Annotated in this window: 22 protein-coding genes; 10 read left to right on the top strand and 12 right to left on the bottom strand. The window is 66.2% G+C overall.

The window, feature by feature from the left end; genetic code table 11:
* Nucleotides 1–28: 28 nt before the first annotated feature.
* The 5 genes from ACQPXH_RS32065 to ACQPXH_RS32045 all read right to left on the bottom strand — a co-directional run bounded on the left by ACQPXH_RS32065 (nucleotide 29) and on the right by ACQPXH_RS32045 (nucleotide 3,354).
* On the bottom strand, nucleotides 29–1,144 hold the full coding sequence (locus ACQPXH_RS32065) for a glycerate kinase (RefSeq protein WP_433600139.1): 1,116 nt from the start codon (nucleotides 1,142–1,144) through the stop codon (nucleotides 29–31).
* A 100-nt stretch (nucleotides 1,145–1,244) separates the two neighbouring features.
* On the bottom strand, nucleotides 1,245–1,658 hold the full coding sequence (locus ACQPXH_RS32060) for an arsenate reductase ArsC (RefSeq protein WP_433600138.1): 414 nt from the start codon (nucleotides 1,656–1,658) through the stop codon (nucleotides 1,245–1,247).
* A 16-nt stretch (nucleotides 1,659–1,674) separates the two neighbouring features.
* Nucleotides 1,675–2,400 carry an aquaporin gene (locus ACQPXH_RS32055; protein ID WP_433600137.1) on the bottom strand — a complete coding sequence of 242 codons (726 nt, stop codon included), beginning with the start codon at nucleotides 2,398–2,400 and terminating at the stop codon, nucleotides 1,675–1,677.
* Nucleotides 2,397–2,774: an ArsR/SmtB family transcription factor gene (locus ACQPXH_RS32050; protein ID WP_433600136.1), complete on the bottom strand. Its 378-nt coding sequence runs from the start codon at nucleotides 2,772–2,774 to the stop codon at nucleotides 2,397–2,399. The genes ACQPXH_RS32055 and ACQPXH_RS32050 overlap by 4 nt, the downstream gene beginning before the upstream one ends.
* A 58-nt stretch (nucleotides 2,775–2,832) precedes the next feature.
* Nucleotides 2,833–3,354, bottom strand: a complete 522-nt coding sequence (locus tag ACQPXH_RS32045) for an ArsI/CadI family heavy metal resistance metalloenzyme (protein WP_433603657.1) — start codon at nucleotides 3,352–3,354, stop codon at nucleotides 2,833–2,835.
* 98 nt (nucleotides 3,355–3,452) lie between these two features.
* Here ACQPXH_RS32045 and ACQPXH_RS32040 point away from each other — a divergent pair, with 98 nt between their 5' ends.
* Entirely contained in the window at nucleotides 3,453–3,812 is a 360-nt protein-coding gene (locus ACQPXH_RS32040) for an Rv2640c family ArsR-like transcriptional regulator (RefSeq protein ID WP_433600135.1), read from the top strand.
* A gap of 153 nt (nucleotides 3,813–3,965) precedes the next feature.
* Nucleotides 3,966–4,412, top strand: a complete 447-nt coding sequence (locus tag ACQPXH_RS32035; RefSeq protein ID WP_433600134.1) for a nitroreductase family deazaflavin-dependent oxidoreductase — start codon at nucleotides 3,966–3,968, stop codon at nucleotides 4,410–4,412.
* 53 nt (nucleotides 4,413–4,465) lie between these two features.
* Here ACQPXH_RS32035 and aroQ read toward each other — a convergent pair whose 3' ends face one another.
* Both aroQ and ACQPXH_RS32025 read right to left on the bottom strand, forming a co-directional pair.
* Entirely contained in the window at nucleotides 4,466–4,903 is a 438-nt protein-coding gene (gene aroQ / locus ACQPXH_RS32030; RefSeq protein WP_433600133.1) for a type II 3-dehydroquinate dehydratase, read from the bottom strand.
* Nucleotides 4,904–4,927: 24 nt separating this feature from the next.
* Nucleotides 4,928–5,509 carry a hypothetical protein gene (locus tag ACQPXH_RS32025; protein ID WP_433600132.1) on the bottom strand — a complete coding sequence of 194 codons (582 nt, stop codon included), beginning with the start codon at nucleotides 5,507–5,509 and terminating at the stop codon, nucleotides 4,928–4,930.
* A 415-nt stretch (nucleotides 5,510–5,924) separates the two neighbouring features.
* On the opposite strand from ACQPXH_RS32025, the gene ACQPXH_RS32020 reads away from it, so the two are divergent.
* Complete coding sequence (locus ACQPXH_RS32020) at nucleotides 5,925–7,604, top strand: NTF2-like N-terminal transpeptidase domain-containing protein (protein WP_433600131.1); 1,680 nt, start codon at nucleotides 5,925–5,927, stop codon at nucleotides 7,602–7,604.
* On the opposite strand, the gene ACQPXH_RS32015 is transcribed toward ACQPXH_RS32020, so the two are convergent.
* The 3 genes from ACQPXH_RS32015 to ACQPXH_RS32005 form a co-directional block, all read right to left on the bottom strand.
* Nucleotides 7,605–7,967 carry a DUF3054 domain-containing protein gene (locus ACQPXH_RS32015; RefSeq protein ID WP_433603656.1) on the bottom strand — a complete coding sequence of 121 codons (363 nt, stop codon included), beginning with the start codon at nucleotides 7,965–7,967 and terminating at the stop codon, nucleotides 7,605–7,607.
* 1,079 nt (nucleotides 7,968–9,046) lie between these two features.
* Entirely contained in the window at nucleotides 9,047–10,159 is a 1,113-nt protein-coding gene (locus ACQPXH_RS32010; protein ID WP_433600130.1) for a lysylphosphatidylglycerol synthase transmembrane domain-containing protein, read from the bottom strand.
* Nucleotides 10,160–10,280: 121 nt separating this feature from the next.
* A complete protein-coding gene (locus ACQPXH_RS32005; RefSeq protein ID WP_433603655.1) occupies nucleotides 10,281–11,798 on the bottom strand; it encodes an adenylate/guanylate cyclase domain-containing protein in 1,518 nt (505 codons plus the stop codon).
* Between the two features lie 137 nt (nucleotides 11,799–11,935).
* Between ACQPXH_RS32005 and ACQPXH_RS32000 the strand changes: the two genes are divergently transcribed.
* The 4 genes from ACQPXH_RS32000 to ACQPXH_RS31985 all read left to right on the top strand — a co-directional run bounded on the left by ACQPXH_RS32000 (nucleotide 11,936) and on the right by ACQPXH_RS31985 (nucleotide 16,344).
* Nucleotides 11,936–13,180: an AI-2E family transporter gene (locus ACQPXH_RS32000; RefSeq protein WP_433600129.1), complete on the top strand. Its 1,245-nt coding sequence runs from the start codon at nucleotides 11,936–11,938 to the stop codon at nucleotides 13,178–13,180.
* On the top strand, nucleotides 13,158–14,363 hold the full coding sequence (gene macS / locus ACQPXH_RS31995) for a MacS family sensor histidine kinase (RefSeq protein WP_433600128.1): 1,206 nt from the start codon (nucleotides 13,158–13,160) through the stop codon (nucleotides 14,361–14,363). The genes ACQPXH_RS32000 and macS overlap by 23 nt, the downstream gene beginning before the upstream one ends.
* A gap of 390 nt (nucleotides 14,364–14,753) precedes the next feature.
* Nucleotides 14,754–15,386 (top strand): response regulator, encoded by a 633-nt coding sequence (locus ACQPXH_RS31990; RefSeq protein ID WP_433603654.1) that lies wholly within the window; start codon nucleotides 14,754–14,756, stop codon nucleotides 15,384–15,386.
* A gap of 256 nt (nucleotides 15,387–15,642) precedes the next feature.
* Entirely contained in the window at nucleotides 15,643–16,344 is a 702-nt protein-coding gene (locus tag ACQPXH_RS31985) for a DUF1707 SHOCT-like domain-containing protein (RefSeq protein WP_433600127.1), read from the top strand.
* A 273-nt stretch (nucleotides 16,345–16,617) separates the two neighbouring features.
* On the opposite strand, the gene ACQPXH_RS31980 is transcribed toward ACQPXH_RS31985, so the two are convergent.
* Entirely contained in the window at nucleotides 16,618–17,808 is a 1,191-nt protein-coding gene (locus tag ACQPXH_RS31980; RefSeq protein WP_433600126.1) for a helix-turn-helix domain-containing protein, read from the bottom strand.
* Nucleotides 17,809–18,125: 317 nt separating this feature from the next.
* Between ACQPXH_RS31980 and ACQPXH_RS31975 the strand changes: the two genes are divergently transcribed.
* Together ACQPXH_RS31975 and ACQPXH_RS31970 are read left to right on the top strand one after the other, a co-directional pair.
* Nucleotides 18,126–18,587, top strand: a complete 462-nt coding sequence (locus tag ACQPXH_RS31975; RefSeq protein WP_433600125.1) for a hypothetical protein — start codon at nucleotides 18,126–18,128, stop codon at nucleotides 18,585–18,587.
* A gap of 1,153 nt (nucleotides 18,588–19,740) precedes the next feature.
* Complete coding sequence (locus ACQPXH_RS31970) at nucleotides 19,741–21,318, top strand: DUF2339 domain-containing protein (protein ID WP_433600124.1); 1,578 nt, start codon at nucleotides 19,741–19,743, stop codon at nucleotides 21,316–21,318.
* A 460-nt stretch (nucleotides 21,319–21,778) separates the two neighbouring features.
* On the opposite strand, the gene ACQPXH_RS31965 is transcribed toward ACQPXH_RS31970, so the two are convergent.
* On the bottom strand, nucleotides 21,779–22,375 hold the full coding sequence (locus ACQPXH_RS31965) for a TetR/AcrR family transcriptional regulator (protein ID WP_433600123.1): 597 nt from the start codon (nucleotides 22,373–22,375) through the stop codon (nucleotides 21,779–21,781).
* Nucleotides 22,376–22,463: 88 nt separating this feature from the next.
* Between ACQPXH_RS31965 and ACQPXH_RS31960 the strand changes: the two genes are divergently transcribed.
* The gene (locus ACQPXH_RS31960) at nucleotides 22,464–23,669 is read left to right on the top strand and encodes an alpha/beta fold hydrolase (RefSeq protein WP_433600122.1); all 1,206 of its coding nucleotides are present in this window, start codon (nucleotides 22,464–22,466) and stop codon (nucleotides 23,667–23,669) included.
* Nucleotides 23,670–23,892: the final 223 nt, after the last annotated feature.

The raw sequence follows: 23,892 nt of genomic DNA, 5'->3' as shown, positions 1-23,892 counted from the left end.
AATCTGCTCGCCGCGGCGGGCTAGGCGTTCACAGGTTGTCGACGCCTATTCGCTCGCCCACGCGAGCGAGGAGCCGTGCCGCATCGGCGATCGAGCGGGCGGGGTCCGCTTCCAGATCGGCCAGGGCGTAGCAGGCGGTGAAGCCTGCCGCCCGGATCTCATTGCGCGTCAATTGCGTTCGGCCGACTGCGGCAACTACCGGGACGCCCGCCTTGCGCGCCGCTTCGCAGACACCGATCGGGGCCTTGCCGTGCAGGCTCTGGATATCGAGGGCCCCCTCGCCGGTGACGACCAGGGTGGCGCCATCGAGAAGTGTTGGGAAATCGAGGAGTTCGAGTACGACCTCGATGCCGCTGCGAACCTGCGCGCCGAGCACCGCGAGTGCGCCGAATCCCGTGCCGCCCGCCGCACCTGCGCCTGGCACCTTCGCGAATTCCGGTGCGACGACCGTGGCCCAATTCGTCAGTGCCGCTTCGAGAATCGACAGATCCGACGGTGTCGCGCCCTTTTGTGGCGCATAGACGGCGACCGCACCGGTTGGGCCGAGTAGTGGGTTGTCCACATCACAGGCCAGGGTGAAGGTCGCCGTCGCGATCCGTGGATGCAATCCGGTGCGATCCAATCGCACGGCATGCGCCAAAGCCGCCCCGCCTGTGGATAATTCAGCGCCATCGGCATCCAGGATCCGAGCACCGAGGGCCTGCAGCATGCCCGCACCGCCATCGGTGGAGGCGCTGCCGCCCAAGCCGAGGACGATATCGGTTACCCCTCGATCCAGCGCATGAGCGATCACGACACCGAGTCCGTAGGTGTCGGCTTCGAGCGGATCTGGTTGTCCCCCTGGCAGTTTCGTCAGTCCGACGGCTGCGGCCAATTCGATCACGGCCGTGGTTCCGTGTACCGCATAGGCGGCGGTGCCGGGTGCGCCGGTTGGTCCGGGAGCATCGACCTCGATCCGCTCCCAGCCCGCGGCCACGAATGCGTCGACGGTTCCGTCACCGCCGTCCGCGACCGGCACCTGCCGGAGCTCGGCCTGCGGCACGGCGCGGGTGATGCCCGCGGCCAGGGCGGCCGCGACCTCGGGGGCGGTCAGCGAGCCCTTGAATTTGTCCGGGGCGAGCACCACCCGGGGAGTGGATGTCATCTCCACATTCTCGGTGGAGGTTGCGAAGGGCGCACGTGGTGCGCTTCGGGACGGCTCTATTCGCGCCTGAGGGGAGTCCCTGCCGGCACCGGCAGCGTGTCTATGGCCGGGCGGGGATGCCGAGTTCGTCGAGTAGGCAGCGGACGCGGTTTTCGATGTCGTCGCGGATGGGGCGGACGGCGTCGATGCCTTGGCCTGCGGGATCGTCGAGTTTCCAGTCCAGGTATTGCTTGCCGGGGAAGTAGGGGCACGCGTCGCCGCAGCCCATAGTGATGACGACGTCGGATTCCCGCACGGTGTCGACGGTGAGGATTTTGGGGATCTCGGTGGAGATGTCGATCCCGATCTCGCGCATGGCGTCGATGGCGGCAGAGTTGACCTGGTCGGCAGGCGCGGATCCGGCAGAGCGGACTTCGACCAGGTCACCGGCGAGGTGGGTGAGGAACGCCGCGGCCATCTGGGAGCGTCCGGCGTTGTGGACGCAGACGAACAGCACACTGGGTTTGGATGTCATCGGCGGAGTGCGTCTTTCAGGCAGGACCGGTCACGGGGTGCGGTGCGACGATGTTCTCGGCTGGTGCCGGGTCGGGGTAGAGCAGCCCGATGAGGGCGAATCCGATACCGGCGCCGACGATTTGGGCGGCGATGAACGCGGGCACCGAGGTGGGGGCGATGCCGGCGAAGGTATCGGAGAAGATGCGGCCGACCGTGACAGCTGGGTTGGCGAAGGAAGTGGAACTGGTGAACCAATAGGCCGCACCGATGTAGGCGGCCACTGCGGCAGCCGACATTGCGGCGCGGCCGGTGCGGGCGAGGGCGAAGATCACCGCGATCAGCCCGGCCGTGGCCACCACCTCTGCGACCAAGTGCCCGGTGGTGACGCGGTGGTGGGTGGCGATCTGGACGGCACGCTGGTCGAACATGATGTTGGCCAGTACCGCCCCGGCCATCCCGCCGAGGACCTGCGCGCTGATGTAAGCGGAGAGGTCGGTAGCGGTGAGTCCGGTACCACGGCGGCGTCCGGCCAACCAATCCGCGACCGAGACAACGGGATTGAAGTGCGCGCCGGATACCGGGCCGAGCATCAGGATCAAAACACCGAGCGCGAAAACGGTCGCGGTCGAGTTCTCCAGCAACTGCAAGCCGCTGTCTCGCGGCGAGAGCTGCTGGGCGGCGATGCCGGAACCGACGACCGTGCACACCAGCAGCGCGGTCCCGACGAATTCGGCCAGCAGCCGCCGCGACAGCGCACTCATCGAGCGATCGCCTCGGGCAGCGCAAGGTCGAGAAACTGCGAAAGTTGGTGCAGGGCGGCGGGTTCAACGCGGTAGTACACCCACGACCCGCGCCGTTCGCTCGATAACAGCCCCGCCGCTCGCAGCACCTTCAGGTGGTGGGAGATGGTGGGCTGGGAGACGTCGAATCCCGCGGAGATATCGCATACGCAGGCTTCCTGGCCGGTGTGGCCGGCCACCACCGACAGCAGGCGCAGCCGGACCGGGTCCGACAACGCCTTGAATACCGCCGCCAGGTCGGCGGCGGCCCGCGCGGTCAAGGGATGCCGCGCCAGTGGTGTGACCTCGCACGCGGGTGCGGTCACAGCGGTCAGCGGGAGCTCTTGATTCGACACACATCGATATTGATGGTTATCGAATCCGAGGGCAAACGAACAGCAGATGAACGACGGGTTAGCTGCAACAGGAGGCGACGGCCGCCTTCTTGGCGTCACTGGCGCAGCACGCCCCCTCGGCGGCGGCTTCCTCGGCAGTGCCGCAGCACACCGAGATCGCCTGTTCGTCGCTCGCTGTCTCGCCGGTCGCCAGTTGCGGTGCGACGCCGAAGGTTTCACTGTCGGCCAGCACGGTGTAGACCTCCCAGCGCTCGGCATCCGGTGCGGTCACCCACACCTTGACCTGTGTGGCGAAGCAACAGGTGGTCGCGATCTGCTCCTCGGTGAACATGCCCGCCTCCGACAGGCGAGCGATCTCGGTGTGCACCTGATCGCTGGATTCCACCTCGACACCGAGGTGATTGAGGCTGCCACCATGGCCGGGATTCTCGATCAGCACCAACTTCAGCGGCGGCTCCGCAACGGCGAAATTGGCGTAACCCGGCTTGCGCTTGGCGGGCTCGGCCTGGAACAAGGTCGAGTAGAACATCACCGCCTGGTCGAGGTCGTCGACATTGAGGGCGAGCTGGATACGGGACATGGTCATACCTCGACTTGTGAGACATATATCGAAAAGCTGCCAAGGTTGAGTCTGCCACCTTTTCGACATATGTCAACAAGGTGGGTAGAGTCGACCGCATGCCCAAGGCGCTGCCCGTGATCGACATGTCCACCCCGGTCTGCTGCGCCCCCGTCGCCGCCGCACCGATCGACGACATCGCCGCGTTGGAAATCGCGCTGCGGCTCAAAGCCATCGCCGAGCCCGTCCGCGTCAAACTGCTGTCCCTGCTGCTCACCAGCCCCGTCGGTGCGGAGAACACCGGCGACCTCGCCAAGGCGATCGGACTGGCCGAATCCACCACCAGCCATCATCTCGGCCAGCTGAGAAAAGCGGGCCTGGTCGAGACCGAACGCCGCGGCATGAATACCTACCATCGCGCGCTACGCGACGCCCTCGCGGCGCTGTGTCTGGTCTTGGACCCCAACTGCTGCCGCTGAACCCGGCTTTCCTGTTCGTCGATCGCGAGGTCATGTTCGGTGATCGGGTGCCGAGTGATCGTCCAAAGAAAAGAGAGCAGTGCTCTTGACTTGGTGTGAATCGGTGTGGAACACTGATCTCAACAGAGAGCAGTGCTCACAAAGGAGTAGGAAATGAACGCCAGCACCCGCTACCTCGCCCCGGCCGGCATGGACCCGATCATGAACAAGATTGCCAACTGGCTGCCTCGCCTCGGCATCAGCGTTATGGGGTCGCGGCTGTTGGCGGTGCGTGGACGCAAGAGTGGCGAATGGCGCACCACCATGGTCAATCTGATGACCGATACCGATGGCACGCGCTACCTGGTCGCGCCGCGCGGTCACACCCAGTGGGTGCGGAATCTGCGCGTCGCGGGCGATGGTGAACTGCGGCTGGGGCGCAAGGTCGAGGTGTTCACCGCGACCGAAGTGGCCGACGCGGACAAAGTGCCGCTGCTGCGCCTCTACCTGCAGAAGTGGGGCTGGGAGGTCGGCAAATTCTTCGAGGGCGTCACCAAGGACGCCACCGATGCGGAGCTGGCCGAGATCGCCCCGGGCTTCCCGGTCTTCCGACTCGCCTAGTGCGACAAGCCGATCCGGTCAGCCGACCCTTTCGAGCGACCTGCGAGCAGTCGCTAGCGGTGGATCAGGAATTCGATGGCCGCGGAATAACCCTGAATCCCCATCCCGGCCACCACCGCGGCGGCGATGGGGGAGATGTAGGAGTGATGCCGGAACTCCTCGCGCGCATACACATTGCTGATGTGCACCTCGACGATCGGGAGTTCCGGAATCACCAGCGCATCACGCAGCGCGACCGAAGTATGCGTGAGTCCACCGGGATTGATGACAATCCCGGACTCGACGCCGCGCGCCCGGTGGATCCGATCGATCAGCGCTCCTTCGGAATTCGACTGGAACGCATCGATCTCGCGGCCGTACCGGGCGGCGGTCTGTCGGCACAAATGGACGACATCATCGAGCGTGGCCGACCCGTAGACCTCCGGCTGGCGGATGCCGAGCATATTGAGGTTCGGGCCGTTGAGAACCAGGATCGGGCCAGGTGTCGACATGGCTTAGACACTAGCCCGCCCTGTTCAGAGTCCCTGCGGACCTTCCGACCGCAGGTCGTCCACTTTCCGCATGGCGGTGCGCAACTCCTCGAGCCATGCCTCGGCATGCTTGCCCGCCAATTTCACCGTCCACGCCAGCGCGTCCGCGCGCGAGCGCGCCACACCGGAATCGACGAGCGTGTCGAGCACCTTGCGCTCCGGCTGCCGCAGTCGCGTCATCACCGGAACCGCCAAGTGCGTGAACATGATTCGTTCGCCGTCCACCGAGACGCCCCATGCGACGCTGCGTCCGTAGCGGCGCTGGGCCTCGTTCGCGATCTGCATGCGGGCCGGGCGGGTGGTCTCGCGGAAGCGGGCGACGGCGCCCTCCTTCGTCGCGGCCGGGACCTCCTCGGCGGGAGTGTCTTCCTTTTCCGGTACCGGGGCCGGGAGCTCACCGATAACCACGATCTCGTCTCGATCGATTTCGATGACGGGCGGCCCGGCGAACCAGTCGCTCGGCAACCTTCCGGCGAACCAGTCCGGGGCGTCCGCGGGATCCGGTAGGTCGGCCTGCTGCCAGCCGCCCGGTCGTCCGAAGCCTCGTCCCCGATGCTCGTGCCTCATTGGGATTCACCTACTTACTGTGGTGTCTGTATTTCACTGATTACAAGATTACGTCGAAATGCGCGCGCGTGGTTCTGCTCTGTGCGAACGGTTTCGCCCACCGGCCGTTCGGGTACGCCAGATAAAGGTGTGTGCTGGTCAACGAGGCCCTGTGCGATCGAAACGCCAACGCGGGCGGCCGAAACGCCGACGTGGGCCGTTTTCTGACAAGTTCGTGTTCCGGCCGGTACGGTTGCGGCGCCGGGTGTCGCAACGGGACCGGGGAACGTCCATGATCGACCAGCCGAAGCACGGGCTTCGGGAACAATCGGAGATACTGAGCATGGGTAACGTCCGGTCACCGCGGCGCGGCGGGCAGCTAATTTCAGGTACGGTGGTCTTGTTACTGAAGTGACAAGAGTGAAGAGTGGGCGACATGGATGTGTGGGGATCCCGCCGCTATCGCGTCCGGGGCGCAATCGCACTCTCGGGGGTGGTGGCGCTGGCTATCGCGATCGGGGCATGTGGTTCCGAGGCGAAGCGCAATGAAGCCGAGTACGTCGTCGATCGCTTCACCGCACTGCTCGACGAGCAGAACTATGCAAAGGCCGCGGAGCTCACCTCTTATCCCACGGCCGCGTCCGCAACACTGAAGCAGATGTTCGCTGGATTGCAGCCGGGCAAGGTCGACTACCAGAAAACCCAATTCATCGACCTGGACCGCGAGGCGGGCCTGTTCAGCATGGACGTCGCCTGGAACTTCGGCGAGAACAAGACCTGGCGATACAGCCTGCAGGGCAACGTGCGGAAGTTGGCGATCGGCTGGCGCATCTCCTGGGATCCCGCAGTCGTCATGCCGCAGCTGGACCACAACCGCACCGTCCGGCTCGTGCGCACCACGCCCACCCCGCCGCCGCGGGTCAAGGACGTCGTCGGCGACGCGCTGATGACCGAGCAGGTCATCAATGTGGTAACACTCGATCCCGCCAAGACGACCGACCCGGTGGCCTCGACCGACGCGCTCGCCAAGGCCATCGCACCGGTCGCACCGCTGATCACCGGAGCGTCGCTGATGCAGCAGCTGTCGACCTCACAGGGCAAGCCGATCATCGCGGTGAATCTGCGCGAACCCGATTTCGCGATCCTGGAATCCGCGCTGGCCCGGGTGCCCGGCGTGGTCATGGAGAAGCAGCCGCGGTTGATCTCCGCCGACCGCCGGACCTGGTCGCCGATGCTGGACGCGCTGCGCAAAGTGTGGCAGGACAGCCAGGATCTGCACTCCGGTTGGGGTGTGCAGATTTTCGAACAGGACGGACGTTTCGTCGGCCAGATCGCCGGTTACCAGGGCCCGCCCGGTCCGGATATCGCGGCTACCATGGATCAGCGCCTGCAGCGTGCCGCCGAGGATGCGGTGGTGAGCGTGGGGACGCCCGCCTCGATCGTTGCGATCCAGCCGTCCAGCGGCGCGGTCGTGGCGGTGGCGCAGAATACGCAGGCCAGTGAGCACGGTTCGGTCGCGTTCACCGGGCTCTATCCGGTCGGCACCAATATCGATCTGTTCCGCAATGTCGCCGCGGTGCTGAAGAACAAGGCGCCGCAGGATGTCTCGGTGCAGGATGCGGCCGAATCCGCGCCGAATCTCGGCGTCGGCGTCGATTACAAGGTGCCGGGACTGGACGAGGTGACCGGCCGGGTCGCGATCGCGGGTCGCAGTGCCGAGCAGGTGCGCCAGGGCGGTGGTACGGATGCGGTGCTGGCCAGCCCATTCGGTATGGCGATCGCCGCGGCCGCCATCGCACGCGGGCAGGTGCCGCCGCCGATGATCGAGGCCGGACACCCGAGCGCCACGGATGCACAGGTCCCCGAGATGTCACCGGAGCTCACCGATCGGCTGCGCGCGATGTTGCGCGACGGCGCGGGCCGACCCGAGTTCGCGCCGCTGCGGTCCTACCGCGATGTCATCGGATTCATGGCCACTGCGGGCAATGACGCATGGCTTATCGCGAACGCGGGGGATTTGGCACTGGCGATCCACATCAACGACGCCGACAGCGGCGATGCTACCGCGCGGATGGCGGCCAGGCTGTTCCAATCGCTGGCCCACCCGGAACCGTGATCAGTTGATGGCACGGAAGGCGGCGCGCCAGCCGAGCAGGAACAGCGCGAGCACACACGCCGCGACGATGATGAAACTGAATGCCGTGCCCTGACCGCTGATCACGCGCAACAGCATGCCGCCGCACAGTGTGCCGAGCCAGACCAGAACCCCGGTGGGCCACAAGGCGGTTCCGTCGACCTCCCCCTTTACCCGACCGGCCACGGCGACCGCGATCACCCAGCCGATCGCGAGTCCGATGGCGAACGGCCACACCGTCTTCAGCAGTCCGGTGAGAACCGCCTCGTCATGGCTGCGCCGCCCGATCGCGCAGAACAAGATCACCAGCAGTGCGTCCACCACCAACGGCACCAGTTTCCTCACGCTGGCCAGCGTAGTAGTGCCCGCGGCCGCACCTGATACGTGACACCCGCCGATCAGGTCCGGGCCCTTGCTCGCCCACCAGCGTCTCGCCGCCTGAACCGTTCGCACACCGTTGACCCCAACGGAGCGAGATGCTCTTACGAGCGACGAGTTCGCGGCCCATCTCTCGCGTCCGCCCCGTCGAAACGCATGCGCCGCAGAAGCAAGTCTCGACGACCCGGACGCCACCCACCCGACCCACGTGCCTGGCCTGACAAATTCCGTTCAAACACTGACCACCCCGCACGGAGCGAGATGCTTACGAGCGAGGAGTTCGCGGCCCATCTCTCGCGTCCGCCCCGTCGAAACGCATGCGCCGCAGAAGCAAGTCTCGACGACCCGGACGCCACCCACCCGACCCACGTGCCTGGCCTGACAAATTCCGTTCAAACACTGACCACCCCGCACGGAGCGAGATGCTTACGAGCGAGGAGTTCGCGGCCCATCTCTCGCGTCCGCCCCGTCGAAACGCATGCGCCGCAGAAGCAAGTCTCGACGACCCGGACGCCAGCCACCCGACCCGCGTGCCTGGCCTGACAAATTCCGTTCAAGCACTGACCACCCCGCACGGAGCGAGATGCTTACGAGCGAGGAGTTCGCGGCCCATCTCTCGCGTCCGCCCCGTCGAAACGCATGCGCCGCAGAAGCAAGTCTCGACGACCCGGACGCCAGCCACCCGACCCGCGTGCCTGGCCTGACAAATTCCGTTCAAGCACTGACCACCCCGCACGGAGCGAGATGCTTACGAGCGAGGAGTTCGCGGCCCATCTCTCGCGTCCGCCCCGTCGAAACGCATGCGCCGCAGAAGCAAGTCTCGACGACCCGGACGCCAGCCACCCGACCCGCGTGCCTGGCCTGACAAATTCCGTTCAAGCACTGATCACCCCGCACGGAGCGAGTCTTACGAGCGACCGTTCGCGGCCCGTCTCGCGTCCGAGCCGTCGAAGCGCATGCGACGAAGTCGCCAGTCTCGACGGCTCGGACGCGAGACACCCGGGGGCCGCGAACCCGCCGCGGCCACGCGGCCAAAAACAGAGCTGTCACAGCGTGCGGCGCTGTTCGAACTCCTTCTCGAATTCGGCATCATCGGCCTGCGGAGTGCGGAACAGGAAGGCGAAGACGATCCAGCCGATGATCGCGACCAGGACGAAACTCACCAGGCGGTAGACGAAGGCGGCGGCGACGGCCTGGGAGGCGGGCAGGGTCGCGCCCGCGGTCAGACCGTAGATGAGGGTCGCGTCGACGTAGACGATGCCGCCGGGTGCGAACGGGATCGAGCCGACGGCCTTGCCCACGGTGAATGCGATCAGCAGACCGGCCAGCTTCGGATCGGCACCGATCGCGTAGCAGGCAGCGCCGAGACAGGCCACATCGGCGAAGCGGTGCACCAGCGCCCAACTCGCGACCATTGCCCCGTCGCGCTTGCCGAGATCCACCGATTCCAGCTGCGAGAGCACATCGGCGATCTTGTTCATGCCCTGCTTGGCGGGTCGCTTGCGGATCCGGTTGAGCAGCGCGAGCCCGCGGCGCAGCACGGCTTCCAGCGCGCCCGGATTCTTCGACAGGTGGTTGCCCGCCCACACCAGCGCGATCACACCGGCCAGCGACAATATGAGCTTGAACGGCCCGACCCGGTCGCCCACCAGCAGCGCACCACCGACACCGAGCAGTGCAAGTCCGGCGGTCGCGATCACACCCGACGTCACCAACTGCCAGGAGGCGACGATCGGATTCGCGCCCCACCGGCGGGTCTGGCGATAAGTGAAGGCGGTGGAGAACACCTGTCCGGCAGGCAGCGTGACCGACATGGCGGTGGCGCCGTAGACGACGGCGACGGATTTGTGCTGACGGACCTCGACGCCGCCCGCATGCAGCAGTTGCTTCTGCACCCTGCTGAATCCGCTCATCGACAGTGCCTGCAACCAGATACAGACGGCGACCCAGCCCCAATGAATTTCGGTGAGGTTATTCCAGGAATCGTGTAATCGTGGCCAGAGGTAGTAACCCTCGCCGATCAGCAATGCCAGTAGGGCGATGCCTGCGACCCATTTGACCCACCAGAATTTGCTCCGGCGACCACGTTTCGCCGGTCTATCGGGGTCGTCGGACGGCCGCGGCGCGGGCTCGCCGGCTAGTTCCCCATTGGCCGTCACGCGGTCAGCCTAACGAACCGGCTGTTTCGCTGTCTGCATCGACGTGCGGAGCCAATATCTGATCGGCGGTGTTCCCGGGGCCGTCGGTGGTTACGCAGGCAGCCTCCTCCGGGCCCCGCCGCTAGCGACTGCTTGCAGGTCGCTCGAAAAAACCAGCTTGCACCGCGGTCCCATCCTTCGGCCAGGCCAACCTGGTCTTGCGTCGCCGCCCGCGCAGCTGGACTTCCTCGCCCGTCAGCCAAAAGCCCTGCTCTTTTTCATCGGCGAAATACAGCGCGCTGCCCGAGGCGAGTACCCGGCCGGGTTGATCCTTGGCCAGTTCGGTCAGGCGTGATGCCTCGTTCACCGGATCGCCGATCACGGTGTATTCGAAACGGTTTGCGGCACCGATATTCCCGGCGACGGCCAGGCCCGCCGAAACTCCGAGACCGATATCGAGTCCGGGCACCTCGCGCAGGACTTCGCGCAGTTCACGGGCGGCGGCCAGGGCGGCGGTCGGTGCGTCCGGGCGGTCCAGCGGAGCGCCGAAGATCGCCAGTGCGGCGTCGCCGACGAATTTGTTGACGAAGCCGTGGTGCCGGTCGATGACGTCGACCACGATGCGGAAGAATTCGTTGAGCAGGCTGACCACCTCGGTCGGGGGTCGCTCCGCGGCGGTCGCGGTGGACCCGACCATATCGACGAACAGCACGGCGACGAATCGGGTCTCGCCGCCGAGTTCGGTGCCGTAGTCGAGTGCGCGCTGCGCCACTTCCTCGCCGACATGCTGGCCGAAGAGTTCCTGCAGCTGGCGGCGCTTGGCGGCCTCTTCCATCATGCGGTTGAAGCCGACCTGCAGCAGTCCGATCTCGCTGCCGTCGAATACCTCGACTTGCACGTCGCGAGCGCCCTCCTGCACCCGGTCGATGGCCTGGCTGAGCTGGCGCACCGGGTCGGAGATGCTGGATCCGGTCAGCATCGATAGCGCCAGCGCCTGCATGATCACCACGCCGCACAGCAGCAGAATGGAGATGGCCAGCGACTGCGCGGAGAACTTCACGTCCGAGGAGATCTGGGTGACGCACAGCAGCACGATGGCGATGGTGGGCGCGAAGGTGCCCATGCCCCAGGTCATCCCCATCCTGGTGCCGACGCCCGGGGTCAGCGTGTGGTCGAACGAGCCCTCGGTGAGGGCCTGCGCGGCGACCGGGCGCAGAATCCGTTCACCGAGCATGTAGGTGAAACCGAAGACGATCGTCGCGGCCATACACTCGGTGACGATGACGGCACCCGCCAGCTCCGGCGCGTCCACGATGATGGTGGCCGCCAGGATGGCGCCGCCGATCAACCACAGCACCAGATGCAGGATCGCCTGGCGCAGCGGCGCGTGCAGTGCGGCCATCTGCTCTTGGTGGCTGGGCGGCCCACCGCGCATCTGCCAGCGCATGACCGGACGCAGCATCAGCGCCGAAGCGGCAAGGCTCAGCAAACCACCGGTGGTGAAAACCAGACCGGGAATCACCAAGCCGGCGCGTCGCGCACCGGCCGCCTCACCTTCGGGAACCGGGAGTCCATATTGGACGAACGCCCACACCAGGACCGCACCGAAGGCATTGGCCAACAGCATCGATGTCAGGTACAGCGGCCAGCGCGTTCGCATGGTCTGTTTGACCGCTTCCAAGGGCGCTGACACGATGACCAATCTAGCGTTCAGCTCATTCGAGCATGTCCGCGGCGCTCTGGCCATAGCCACTGCTTGCAGGTCGCTCGAAAGGATCAGCCATTAGGCTCGCGGAGATGACCGACCAGAAGGTTAGTGCTCTCGGAAAAGCCACTGCTGCGCGGTCGGCTGCTGATTCTGTACATCCGTTTGTCCGGGTTTCCGCCGAGTGGGCGTGGCGGCTGCTGGTGATGTTCGCCGCGCTGATCGCGATCACGATGGTCGTGCAGAAGTTGGCGACGGTGGTGATACCGCTTGCCATCGGCCTATTGGCGGCCGCAATGCTGGCGCCGCTGGTGGATTGGATGCAGCGGCTCGGGGTGCCCAGGTCGGTGGGGGTCTTCGTCGCGCTGGTCGGATCGCTCGGGATGGTCGCGGGGATCATGACCTTCGTCGTCGAGCAGTTCATCGAGGGCGTACCGCAGCTGTCCGACGAAATCACCCACAGCGTCCACGAGATTCAGGATTGGCTGATCAACGGTCCGCTGCATCTGAGCAATGAGCAGATTCGGAATGCGGGCGACACGATCGTCAAAACGATCCAATCGAACAGGGAAGGTCTCACCAGCGGGGCATTGACCACCGCGACGGTGATCGGGCACGTCCTCACCGGTGCGTTCCTGACCCTGTTCATTCTCATCTTCTTCCTCTACGGCGGCGATCAGATCTGGCACTTCGTCACCCGGATCGTGCCGACCCCGCATCGGGAAAAGGTGCGCACCGCAGGGCAACTCGGCTTCGGCACGCTGGTCGGATTCGTCCGCGCGACCGTGGTGGTGGCGCTCGTCGATGCCATCGGCATCGGGGCCGGTCTGGCGATTCTCGGGGTGCCGCTGGCATTGCCGTTGGCATCGCTGGTGTTCATCAGCGCGTTCATCCCGATAGTGGGTGCATTCCTGGCCGGGACCATCGCGGTATTCATCGCACTGGTGACCAAGGGCTGGGTGACCGCGGTCATCGTGCTCGGCATCATTATCGCGGTGATGCAGCTGGAAAGCCATGTGCTGCAACCGTTGCTGCTCGGGCGGGCGGTGAGCATCCATCCGCTCGCGGTGGTGCTCGCCATTGCCGCGGGCCTCGTGCTCGGCGGCATCGCGGGCGCTCTGTTGGCGGTGCCGTTCGTCGCGGTGATGAATACCGCGATTCGGTCACTGCTGTCGGAGAGTCCGGAGGAGGCGTTCGAGGAACTGCACACCGGCGACGGGGGGCGATTCACGGTGGAGCCGGATGAACCGGAGCCCGGCCGGTTCGATGTGGATGCGGTGCTGACCAAGGAGATGTACCGGCAGGACCGGTCGGATGACTCGGCCGGGCCCGACTGAGGCCGGCGCGGCCGAGCTGAGCGCGGACGATGCGGCGACCGCGCCGCTGTGGCGTGCCGTGCAGGCATTGCGGCTGGTCACGCTGCTCTATGCGGTCGGTCAGCAGATCGCCTCGGTGCGGCACTACGACCATCAGCAGCTGAGCTGGGTACTGATCGCGGTGATGGCGGTGTGGTCCGGTGCGTCGGCATTCATGTTGTCGCAGTGGCACTTTCCCGATGTGGCGCGGCTGCGGTCGTGGGTGGTGATCGGGGATCACGTGGTGGTGATCGCGCTGATCGCCTCGACCCGGTTGGTCGCCGATTACGGCTGGTACCACGGTCATCAGACGCTTCCGACCACGCTGTGGGTCGCCAATGCCGTTGTCTCCGCGGCGATTCTGCGCGGGCCGCTCGCCGGTGTGCTCTCCGGGCTGCTGATAGCGGCGGTCATCGTGACGGTGCGCGAGCAGTGGGGCCAGGATGTGTGGGCCGATGCGACCGCGCCGGTGCTCGTCTCCATCGGGCTGGCGCTCGGACTGGCGGCCAATACCGCGCGCCGGGCGCAGGGGCAGCTGGAACGGGCCGTTCGGTTGACCGCGGCGGCCGAGGAACGGGAGCGGCTGGCGCGTGAGGTGCACGACGGCGTGCTGCAGGTGCTCAGCTACATCAAGCGGCGTGGCAACGAGATCGGCGGTCCCACCGAGGAATTGGCGCAGCGGGCGGCGGAACAGGAAGTGGCGCTGCGGGTTTTGATCTCCGAACAAGGTAGGCACGGGGATACCGGTGGTGTGGATGTCGATCTGCGGCCGCTGCTGACGGTGCACGCGACGCCGTCGGTGTTCGTTTCGACGCCGGGAGAGCCGGTGCGGGTCGGGCGTTGGGCGGCGGGGGAGATCGCGGCGGCGGTGGCGAACGCGCTGTCCAATGTCGCGCTGCATGCGGGGCCTGATGCGAAAGCTTATGTGCTGCTGGAGGATACCGGTGACGAGCTGATCATCAGTGTGCGCGATGACGGTGTCGGGATTGCGCCGGGACGCCTGGCAGAGGCGGAAGCCGAGGGGCGAATGGGGGTTTCGCGATCCATTATCGGTCGCGTCGAGACGTTGGGGGGAACGGCGGTGTTGCTTACCGAGGAGGCTGGTGGGGCCGGGTTCGGTACCGAGTGGGAGTTTCGGGTGCCGCGTGCGGGAGGAGTCGCGTGAGTGCTGGCGCAAGTATTCGTCGTGCATGACGACCGGTGTGTGGACGCTGCCGCATGAACGCGCCGGAGCTGTGTGGCAGGAGTCGGTGTCTCCGGACGTTCGAGTCCGGAGGAGGACACTGTGACCAGTAGTGATGCGGTCGAGGCGATTTCTTGCCCGCAGGTACGCGAGCGGGCGGAGGCGGACCTTGTGACCAGTGATGATGCGACTGGGGCGGTTCGGTTATTGGTTGCCGCTGGCTGCTCAGGTGCCTGAGTGTGGAGGAGGACGTTGTGACCGTGGTGGTGCGACTGGGGCGGTTCGGTTATTGGTTGCCGCTGGCTGCTCAGGAGCCCGAGCACGTAGGAGGACGATGTGACCAGCGATGATGCTGCCGAGGTGATTTCGGTGATGGTGGTGGACGACCATCCGATGTGGCGGGATGGGGTTTCCCGTGATCTGGCCGAGGCGGGATTCGTGGTTGCCGCGACGGCGGACGGGGTGGGGTCGGCTACTCGGCGGGCGGCGACGGTGCGGCCTGCAGTGGTGTTGATGGATATGCAGTTGCCGGATGGGAATGGGGCCCAGGCGACTGCGGAGGTACTGCGGGTGTCGCCGGAGAGCCGGGTGCTCGTGTTGTCGGCGTCGGCCGAGCGCGCCGATGTGCTGGATGCGATCAAGGCGGGGGCCTCGGGTTATCTGGTCAAGAGTGCGTCGGCGAGCGAGTTGATCGAGGCGGTGCGGGCCACAGCGGCCGGGCAACCGGTGTTCACGCCGGGGCTGGCCGGGCTGGTGCTCGGTGAGTATCGGCGGATGGCGACCGCGCCGGTCGAACCGGATGAACCGCATCGGCCCGCACTCACCGATCGGGAGACCGAAGTCTTGCGGATGGTGGCGAAAGGCTTGTCCGCCAAGCAGATTGCGTCACGGCTCGGGCTCAGCCATCGAACCGTGGAGAACCACGTGCAGGCGACATTGCGGAAGTTGCAGTTGGCCAACCGGGTTGAACTGACCCGCTATGCGATCGAACAGGGGCTGGAGTAGGTGCGCATGGTTCGCCGACGCACCTGTGTGGTGAGTGCGGAGACGGTCCGGCATCTGTGTTGAAATCGGTGGGATGGGGTGGGTGCCCCCTGGCTCCGGGTGATGTGCGGGCTTGGCTCGCCCGACGTATCTGTGTGGTGAGTGCGGAGACGGTCCGGCATCTGTGCGGAAATCGGCGGGATCGGGGCCGAGGGGGATGGGGACTCGGGGATTGCCCTGATGCGGCGGAGGTGCTGGGCTCGGTAATCTCGGATTCATGGGTGGCCCCGAATCGGTATCAAACGGTGTCGGCTCCGGTGACATGGTCGGCGATCGCGAGTTGCGTGTTTCCGATGCCGAACGCGAACATGTCGGTCAACTGCTCCAGCGCGCCGTCGGGCTCGGCATGCTCTCCCTCGGGGAGTTCACCGAGCGGATGGATACCGCGCTGGCCGCAAAGACCCGCGGTGAACTCAATGCCGTGCTGGTCGACCTGCCCGGTGTGCGACTCGTCGGCCGGCCTGCCGCGCCGCCTTCGACATTCGTGAACTCCTCGCCCGCGTTCACGAAGCGGGTCTCCCCGCCGCCATCGGTCCCGCCGCAGGTCACGCCAGGGAATGTGATCCGCAGCCGACTGTCCGGGGTGAATCGCCGCGGTCCCTGGCAGGTGGCGCCCGCGCTGCATCTGAACAACTGGCTCTCCGGCGTCACCCTCGATTTCACCGAGGCGATCATGTCCACGCAGGTCGTCGAGGTGCACGTCGACGACTATCTCAGTTCACTCACCCTGATCGTCCCCGCCGAGGCCACCGTCGACCTCAACGCCGTCGACCTGATCGGCTCCGGCGTCAACAACAAGGTCCGCACCGGCCCACCACTCGGCCGACTGCACGTCGCGGTGCACGGCCGAATCCGCTTCGGCTCGATAACCGCCAAACACTCCCTGCGCGCCCAATGGCGCAAGTTGATGGGAAGCTAGCTCGAACCGACTCGGTGAGGTCGGTCGCCGGACAACTCGAGGTGCGAAAGGCAATTGCGTGAAGCGTGGCGGCAGGTAGATTCGGTGCGCTTGGCCGTCGAGTAGCGCGGATCGCGCAAGTCCGATGGGTGAGGCGCAATTGCTCTTGCAGCCGCAAGGTCTCCGCTGCACTCGTCAGCAGTGCACAACTCGCCGATAGCGCCCGCAGCGATACGGCAAAGCACCTGCGGCTGACGCTGAACTGGCGGTGGTCGAGCGGGATCTCGACGCCGATCAGGTATTGACGCCGATGCGGCGGGCGAAGGCGCGCAACGGGACTCGGCGGTCGTGGTCCAGTAATTCGGAGACGATGTGGCGGGGCAGGGACTGGTATTTGATCCAGTCGGCGCCGCCGACGCGTTCGGCGTCGAGCAGGGCGGCAAGGGCCCGCTTGTGCTGGCCGGTGCGGGTCAGGGCGACGGCTGTATCGGTGAGGTGGCGGGCGCGGGAGGCCTGGGGCAGACCGCAATTCGCGGGCATATCCTGCGCGGCGGTCAGAGCCTCCGGATAGCGTTCGGAGCTGATATTCACATCGACCGTCTGCATGACGACTTGGGAAGGACCGAAATAGGTTTCGTAATCGTGACGATCGACGCCGATGCGCAGCGCGACCTCGCCCGCCGCTTGGACCAGCGACAACGCTTCGGGAACGTCCTGCGATCGACCAGCCGCGGTTGCGCCCTGCAGGACCAGCGATCCGTACGCGGACAGGTGTGTCGGGACTTCGTCACCCTCGGGCTCCAGCTCCGCCGCCGCACGCAGCGCGACCTTGCGCGACTCCTCATAACGGCCCTGCACCAGCAGCTGCCACGCGACCGAGCCGCGAATGGTGGCCAGCAGCAGCGGATCATTGCCGAGTTCGGCGGCGGCAAGTCCCTGCCGGATCGCGAGGAACGCCGGATCGGTTTGCCCGAGATGGACCAGGGTGCAGCCGGTGACCCAATACATCCGTGCGAGTAGTTCATTAGCGGATGCGACCGCGCCGTTGCGGGCGGCGTGCACCATTGCCCGCAGTTGGGTGAGTCCGGTCGGCAGGATCGAGGCCAGCAGTTCGTAGTGGCCGGTCCAGTAGGCGCCCCACGCGTAATCGACTGCGCGACTGCCCTCGTCGAGGCCGATCGTGTCCTCATCCGGGATCTCGCCGAGCAGATCGTCGACCGGGGTCAGTGCGCGCCGGATCGCGACGATACCGGCATCGGGATTGCCGGAGGGGATGCCGTGTCGCTTGCCCACCAGGTCGGAGATGTCGACATCCAGTGCGCGCGCGAGTTTTTGCAGACTCGCGATAGACGCGGTCTGGCGGCCACCCTGTTCCAGTTTGCGCACCAGATCCACACTGACACCGGCTTGGTCGGCGAGTTGGCGCTGCGTGAGCGCTTTTCCGCGGAAGAGCCTTATCCGCACGCCGATCGACGAATCGTCCATTTAGCCAAGTCCTTTGTTACATCCTTGTTTCAGCGTACGACGTTAAGTGATCGCGCTCACCAGAAGTGGGACATTACGTACGACTCGTTCCTGCTCGGTTGGAATACCGTTGCCTTTCTGCAACTTTGAGAATGCAAAGGGCGGCGGCAATGATCACCATGCCGAATACCACCGTGCGAGCTCTCCGCGCCGATCGCGCGTTCGAGCCCGGTGTCCAGACCAGTCGATCCGCGCGCCACACCCAGCGCGCGCGCGAACAGCACGGTCCGCTACGCAGAGGGGGCTGCCCGGTCTGCGAACGGGGTGAGGAGTAGGCCATGTTCGAGCGCTGTCACTCGCCCCACGAAATCGCGCATATGCTGCGACATCTGTACGGACTGCCGGTCCAACTGCTGGCGGGTCGCCCGATGATCACCACCGGCTCCATACTCGGGGCCCTGGTGATGCCATCGGATCTCGGCCGCAAAGTCCTGGGCACCCTCGACCGGACCTATACGGCCCCGGTAGTCGCCGAACCCGGCGAACGCACCTGGACCTTCCTCGTCGCACCACCGAGCCCGGCCACCCCGGTCGAGATCAGCGTGCGCCGCTGCCTGGCCGGACATCACGTGACCGTCATCCCCCCTGGCCGCCACGTGCTGCTCCCCACCACCGATTCCCAACTCGGCTGGCACTGGGCAGGTGAACCGACCCCAGGTGTCCTGCGCATGCCGCCCCGGTCCGCGGTGATCAATGCGGTCTACCAGGTCACCAACATGCGCTCCCACACCCTGCAGTAAGCGCCGACCCCCTGCCCCGACCGGGCGGGGGATCCGCGTAGCTGCGGTGGGCCTGGCTGACTCGGTCGCACAGATGGAATTCGAGTAGATCCCGGATGAGTACCAGTGGTTTCTACTCATGTTCGATTGTGCTCGGGAAATCAGCATTGGAGACATGACTTCGTCTATCGATCCCGCGCTGATTTCGCGGTTGTCCGGTGAGTTCGCCGCGTTGGGAACGCAGATGGGCGTCCTCGGCCGGGATCTGGATTTGTTGCGAGCGCAGGTCGTCGCCGATTCGGTTGCGGCATCGGCGGTTTCGCCGGAGTCGACCGGCTTCTCGGTTCGCGGAGAGTATCCGCTCGGTCCGATCCCGGTGCCGCCCGGTGTCAGCGGTGAGCCTGCGTCCGGAGCTGCAGGGGCGGTCGGTGGCCAGACGGTTTTACCGGACGCTCCCGTAGCTCCTTCGGCTGAGTCGGCGTGCGGCGGCCAGGATGCAACCGCCACATCGGCAGTCTCGGGGGAGTCGTCTGCCGACCGGAGATCGACGGCGCGGTCGGACGCCGCGAGTGCCCGGATGGCCCCCACACCCGAAGCGATCTCTGGTGCTTCCGGTGTACCTGTCGCGGGTGCGTCGTCGGATGCTCCGACCATGCCCGCAAGGAGTAAGTCGGATGCAGCGGCCGCGGGTACCGCTGCCTTGTTTGCAGGGGACGCCGCGTCAGCTGTGCCTACAGCAGGAGAGACTCCCGGTGTTCCGGTTGTGCCTGCAGGCGCGGTGCCGCAGCAGTCGGCTTCTGCCGGTATTCCGGGCGCTCCGGCCGTGCCTGCGGCAGGTGCGGTGCCGGGGGTGCCCGTCGCTTGGGCGGTGCCTGGCGCGCCGATGGCGGGTGCGGTGCCGTCGGCACCAGTTCCTGGCGGGGTGGGGCGGATTCCGATGCCGCCGACCGGGACTTCGGGGTGGGCGCGGCCGGCGCCTGGGTATGGCGCGCCGGGCGGTGTTGGGATGTCCGGGTGGGCTGGGGGACCGGGTGGAGTGCCGGGGGGTTCGGGTATGCCCGGCGGATTTGTGCCGCCAGGACCGCGTGGACCGGGAGGTGGGGCGGTTCCGCCGCGGCCGCCGGGGTGGGGTGGGGCGCGTGCGCCGAAGACGCCGTGGTGGCAGCAGGAGGGGATGATCAGTCGGGTGCTGGCCGTGGCCGGGGTGGGGGTGACGCTGATCGGGGTGGTGATGCTGTTGGTGCTCGCCGCGCAGGCCGGGTTCTTCGGGCCGGTGCCGAGAGTTGTTGCCGGGGCGGTGTTCTCGGCCGTGCTGGTGGGCGCCGGGGCGCGGGTGTTCGTACGGGTCGGTGGTCGGGTCGGTGGAATTTCCTTGGCTGCCACCGGTATCGCCGGAGCGTATCTGGATGTGGTCGCGGTGACGGCGATCTACCAGTGGTTGCATCCGGTGGTCGGGCTCGCGGTGGCGCTCGGTGTTGCGGCGGGAGGGGTCGGGTTGGCGATGCGGTGGCAATCGCAGCCGCTCGCGGTGCTTGTGGTCGCGGGTGCGGCGTTGTTGTCGCCGTTCGTCACTTCGGAGCTGGTGCTGCTCGCATTCCTGATCGTGTTGCAGTTGACCTGTGTTCCAGTCCAATTGGTCCGTGATTGGCCGTTCCTGCATGTGGTGCGCACGGTGCCGGCGACCTCGGCGACCTTGCTCGCCATTGCCGTCGCCGTCGTCGACGATCCGGCGCAGGGTCGGGTGTACTGGCTGCTCACCGCTGCGGTGGCGATTGCGGCGATCGGGTTGGTCGGCGGTGTTCTGGTGGTGCGCAGGCGATCCGGCGATATCGTCGCCGCGCTGGGCTTCGCGCTCTCGACGGTTCCGCTCTTGGCCGCCCCCGCGATGTTCGAGCGGCACTCGGCCACCTTGGTCGCGGCCGTTTATGCGGCGGTCCTGTTGGCCGTGGCGGCATTGCATATGGTGCCGAAATTGCGTGAGCTGGTGCGGATTCCGGGTTCGATCGCATTCGTCTCCGCGATCGCCGGTTCGTTCGCGCTGCTCGAGGCGTGTGTCGGCGTGACGCGAGCGCAGACCCTGCCCATCGCACTGTTCCTGGTGGCGCTGAGCTACCTCGGGTTGGCCGGACAGCGGCGCTCCCGTATTGCCGCCGCCATCGGCGCGGCATTCACCCTGGTCGGATCGGTAGCGTACTTCACCACCGTGACTCCGGAAGTGCTTGCAGGACAACGGCTCGCGCAACTGCATCTGAGTCTCGCCACCGCTCTGGGCGCAGTCCTCGCGCTCGCGGTCATCGTTGAGGGCGTCTGGTGCGCCCGGAGACTCCCCGGCATGACGAAGGGCGGAACCGACGAGTCGACACTGTTCGTCGTAGCGAGCATCGCTGGCCTGTATGCGGTAACCGCCGCAGCGGTCTCGATCGGCATCGCGACCGGCAGCGCCGACGGTTTCATCATCGGCCACAGCGCCGCCACCATCCTGTGGATGGCCGCCGCCACGGCCGCGCTGTTCTTCGGCCTGCGCAATCTGTCTCGCTCGGCCGCCGTCGCCAAACTGACACTCGGCTCCGGACTGCTCGTCACCGCAGCCGCCCTGGCCAAGCTGTTCCTCTTCGATCTCGCCACCCTCGATGGCCTCGTCCGAGTTGCAGCCTTCCTGGTGGTCGGCGTCCTGCTGCTCCTGGCAGGGACCCGCTACGCCCGAGCCTTCGCCGAAGCCGGTGCGACAAACCCGGATTCAGCAGAACACTGACAACTGGAGACTGCTTGTCCGCCTGCTCGTAGCCAGCACGCGCCTACGTCAAGCTTCGCCGAAGTCCGAACTGCAGGCCGAGATCCAACAGAAGACCCCGCTGACACCTTGGGCGGGGTTTTCCTGCTCTTGGCCGGTATTTGCAATGTCGGCCCTTCGTTGAAGCCGGTGCCGCAACCCGGATTCGACAAAGACAGCCACTGACTCGTGCGGCACCTGCGAGCCGGTACCCGCAGTCACGGGACTTCGCTGAAGCCGGTGCCGCAATCCAGGATTCACCAGCGTTATTCGCTGATGCAGGTAGCGACTGTGCTGGTCGGCGCCACCGCCACATCCGAATTCCTCGCCGAAGCCTGTGTTGGATAACAAGATTCAGCAGCCGCAACCCGGCGAGACCGGTCCGATCGTTGGCGGGTACGAGGATGCCCAGCGTCGTCGGGCTAGGGCAATCTCGTTGAAATCACGCACCTGGTTGCTCTAGCCCGGCCCAGATCAGGTCGACGATGCGTTCGGGTAGCGACTCGTCGATCGGTTCGTGGGTGAGTAGGACTCGCATGTGGAACGGGGCGATTATGGTCTCCAGCACCAAGCGCGCATCGGTGCTGCGGGGCAACTCGCCTCGCTGGATGCCACGTTCGATGATGACCGACGTCAGGCCGAGGCGCGACTCCCAGAACCTGCGGCGCGCCGCTGCGACGGACTCGTCGTCGACATGCACGGCCGCCGCGCGGGTGAAGGTCGCCCCGGCAGGTTGGGACAGGAACGCCGCTACCGATCGGGTCAGTGCGAGGAGGTCGCCGCGTACCGAGCCGGTGTCGGGCACGGGGACGTCCTCGCCGCTGGTGGCCAGCATTGCATCGACGATGAGGTTCTCTCGGTTGCGCCACCGGCGGTAGATCGACGTCTCATGGACCCCGGCCCGTGTCGCGACCTCAGCGACGCTGAAATTGTTCGGACCATGTTCGAGCAGCACGCTGACGGCGGCCTCGACGACTGCCTCGCGCACCCGCGCACTGCGACCGCCGGTCCGCCGCGGCCGATCTGCTGACTCGGTCACCCTGTCACCTTAACGCAAGAATCCTTGCGTTCGAGTTCGGTGAGGGTTAGCGTGCTTATCGCATGATTACTTGCGTTAAGGAGTGGATATGGTCAACTGGGATGCGCCGACCATCGACATCGCGCCCACTGCGGACCCGGTCGGCTACCACAGACTGCATCCGGACCGGGGCATGGAATTCCAGCTCAACCGATTCCTGCAGTGGATCGGACCCGATGCCCTGAGCGAGATTCGCGCGGCCGCCGAGCGCATCGGCTCCTACTCCGACTGGATCACGGTGTTCCTCGGGCTGGCGCAGCAGGCACGCGCCGACGGTCGCGTGCTGTCTGCCGCGTACTACGACCGGGCGGCCGAGTTCTTCATGCCCGTCGACGACCCGCGTCGCGTCCATGCTCGCGACCGTTTCGTCGGTGCGATGCGCGATCTCTACCAGCTGTTTCCGGTCGACGTGCCCTACGGTGCTGTCGCATTGCCGACATACGAGGTGCAGCCCGAAGGCCCTTCGCAAGGCGTCATCGTCGTCTGCGGTGGATTCGACGAGTACACCGAGGAAATTTTCCCCCTGCTGCTGACCGGCGCTCGTGCCGGATACCGCGTCATCGCCTTCGACGGCCCCGGCCAGGGCGGCGCTCTGGAAGAGCACGGACTGCCCTTCGCGGCAGCATGGGAACACCCTGTAGGTACCGTCCTCGACCACTACGACCTGGATGACGTCACCTTGATCGGCATCTCACTCGGCGGCGGACTCGCCATCCGCGCAGCCGCCTTCGAGCCCCGCATCCGCCGGGTCGTCGCGCTCGACGTTCTCGATGATTTCCTCGAATGCCTTGGCGGACAAGCCTTTCCCGGTGCAACCCCGGCGCTGCGCCTCGCCCTCGCCGCCCACGCTCGCCCCATCGTCAACCTCACCGCACGCCTGGCCGAAGCCCGCAAACCGATCGCCGCCTGGGGGCTGCGCCAGGGCATGCACGTCACCGGCACCGCGGACGCCTACGCCTTCTTCCGCGCCGCCCGCGCCCTGTCCACCCGCACCATCTCCGATCGCGTCACCGCCGACGTCCTGCTGCTCGCCGGAGCCGACGACCACTACGTCCCCACACACCAACTCCACCGCCAAGCCGCCGCGCTGACCCACGCCCGCTCCATCACCACTCGCCTCTTCACCGCCGCCGAACAAGCCCAAAACCACTGCCAAATCGGCAATATCGGCACCTGCTTGCACACCATCCTTGCCTGGCTGCGCGTTCATCAGCCCACAGCGGACGACAACCTGAGCCCAACGCCGATCCAGTGAGCCCTGGGGTTCGCACCGAACGGCCCGCAAAACTGTTGGCACCGAAGCTGCTCAGTGTCCTTCAGCCGTCACCGACGAATCCGCCGCTGGCACCCGAGTCTCCTCAGCACCGCTCAATGCCATCGAAACCAACAGCGACACACCGGAATTCGCATCCGAGCCCGCGACGGCCTCCCGTGGAACGCCGGTGCGGCCGGAATTCGAACGCCACAGCTTCCCCCAC

Origin of the sequence: Nocardia sp. CA-135953 (assembly GCF_050955735.1) — a bacterium.
Lineage (GTDB): Bacteria > Actinomycetota > Actinomycetes > Mycobacteriales > Mycobacteriaceae > Nocardia.
This window is presented reverse-complemented; position numbering and strand designations above follow the sequence as displayed.

What these genes read in the sequence shown, in the direction of transcription:
- ACQPXH_RS32040 (WP_433600135.1), top strand. Translation starts at nt 3,453, where the DNA reads ATGCCCAAGGCGCTGCCCGTGATCGACATGTCCACCCCGGTCTGCTGC.
- macS (WP_433600128.1), top strand. Translation starts at nt 13,158, where the DNA reads ATGACTCGGCCGGGCCCGACTGAGGCCGGCGCGGCCGAGCTGAGCGCG.
- ACQPXH_RS32035 (WP_433600134.1), top strand. Translation starts at nt 3,966, where the DNA reads ATGAACGCCAGCACCCGCTACCTCGCCCCGGCCGGCATGGACCCGATC.
- ACQPXH_RS31970 (WP_433600124.1), top strand. Translation starts at nt 19,741, where the DNA reads ATGATCAGTCGGGTGCTGGCCGTGGCCGGGGTGGGGGTGACGCTGATC.
- ACQPXH_RS31980 (WP_433600126.1), bottom strand. Translation starts at nt 17,808, where the DNA reads ATGGACGATTCGTCGATCGGCGTGCGGATAAGGCTCTTCCGCGGAAAA.
- ACQPXH_RS31975 (WP_433600125.1), top strand. Translation starts at nt 18,126, where the DNA reads ATGTTCGAGCGCTGTCACTCGCCCCACGAAATCGCGCATATGCTGCGA.
- ACQPXH_RS31960 (WP_433600122.1), top strand. Translation starts at nt 22,464, where the DNA reads ATGGTCAACTGGGATGCGCCGACCATCGACATCGCGCCCACTGCGGAC.
- aroQ (WP_433600133.1), bottom strand. Translation starts at nt 4,903, where the DNA reads ATGTCGACACCTGGCCCGATCCTGGTTCTCAACGGCCCGAACCTCAAT.
- ACQPXH_RS32065 (WP_433600139.1), bottom strand. Translation starts at nt 1,144, where the DNA reads ATGACATCCACTCCCCGGGTGGTGCTCGCCCCGGACAAATTCAAGGGC.
- ACQPXH_RS32060 (WP_433600138.1), bottom strand. Translation starts at nt 1,658, where the DNA reads ATGACATCCAAACCCAGTGTGCTGTTCGTCTGCGTCCACAACGCCGGA.
- ACQPXH_RS31985 (WP_433600127.1), top strand. Translation starts at nt 15,643, where the DNA reads ATGGGTGGCCCCGAATCGGTATCAAACGGTGTCGGCTCCGGTGACATG.
- ACQPXH_RS32020 (WP_433600131.1), top strand. Translation starts at nt 5,925, where the DNA reads ATGGATGTGTGGGGATCCCGCCGCTATCGCGTCCGGGGCGCAATCGCA.
- ACQPXH_RS32000 (WP_433600129.1), top strand. Translation starts at nt 11,936, where the DNA reads ATGACCGACCAGAAGGTTAGTGCTCTCGGAAAAGCCACTGCTGCGCGG.
- ACQPXH_RS32005 (WP_433603655.1), bottom strand. Translation starts at nt 11,798, where the DNA reads ATGCGAACGCGCTGGCCGCTGTACCTGACATCGATGCTGTTGGCCAAT.
- ACQPXH_RS32045 (WP_433603657.1), bottom strand. Translation starts at nt 3,354, where the DNA reads ATGTCCCGTATCCAGCTCGCCCTCAATGTCGACGACCTCGACCAGGCG.
- ACQPXH_RS32025 (WP_433600132.1), bottom strand. Translation starts at nt 5,509, where the DNA reads ATGAGGCACGAGCATCGGGGACGAGGCTTCGGACGACCGGGCGGCTGG.
- ACQPXH_RS32055 (WP_433600137.1), bottom strand. Translation starts at nt 2,400, where the DNA reads ATGAGTGCGCTGTCGCGGCGGCTGCTGGCCGAATTCGTCGGGACCGCG.
- ACQPXH_RS31990 (WP_433603654.1), top strand. Translation starts at nt 14,754, where the DNA reads ATGGTGGTGGACGACCATCCGATGTGGCGGGATGGGGTTTCCCGTGAT.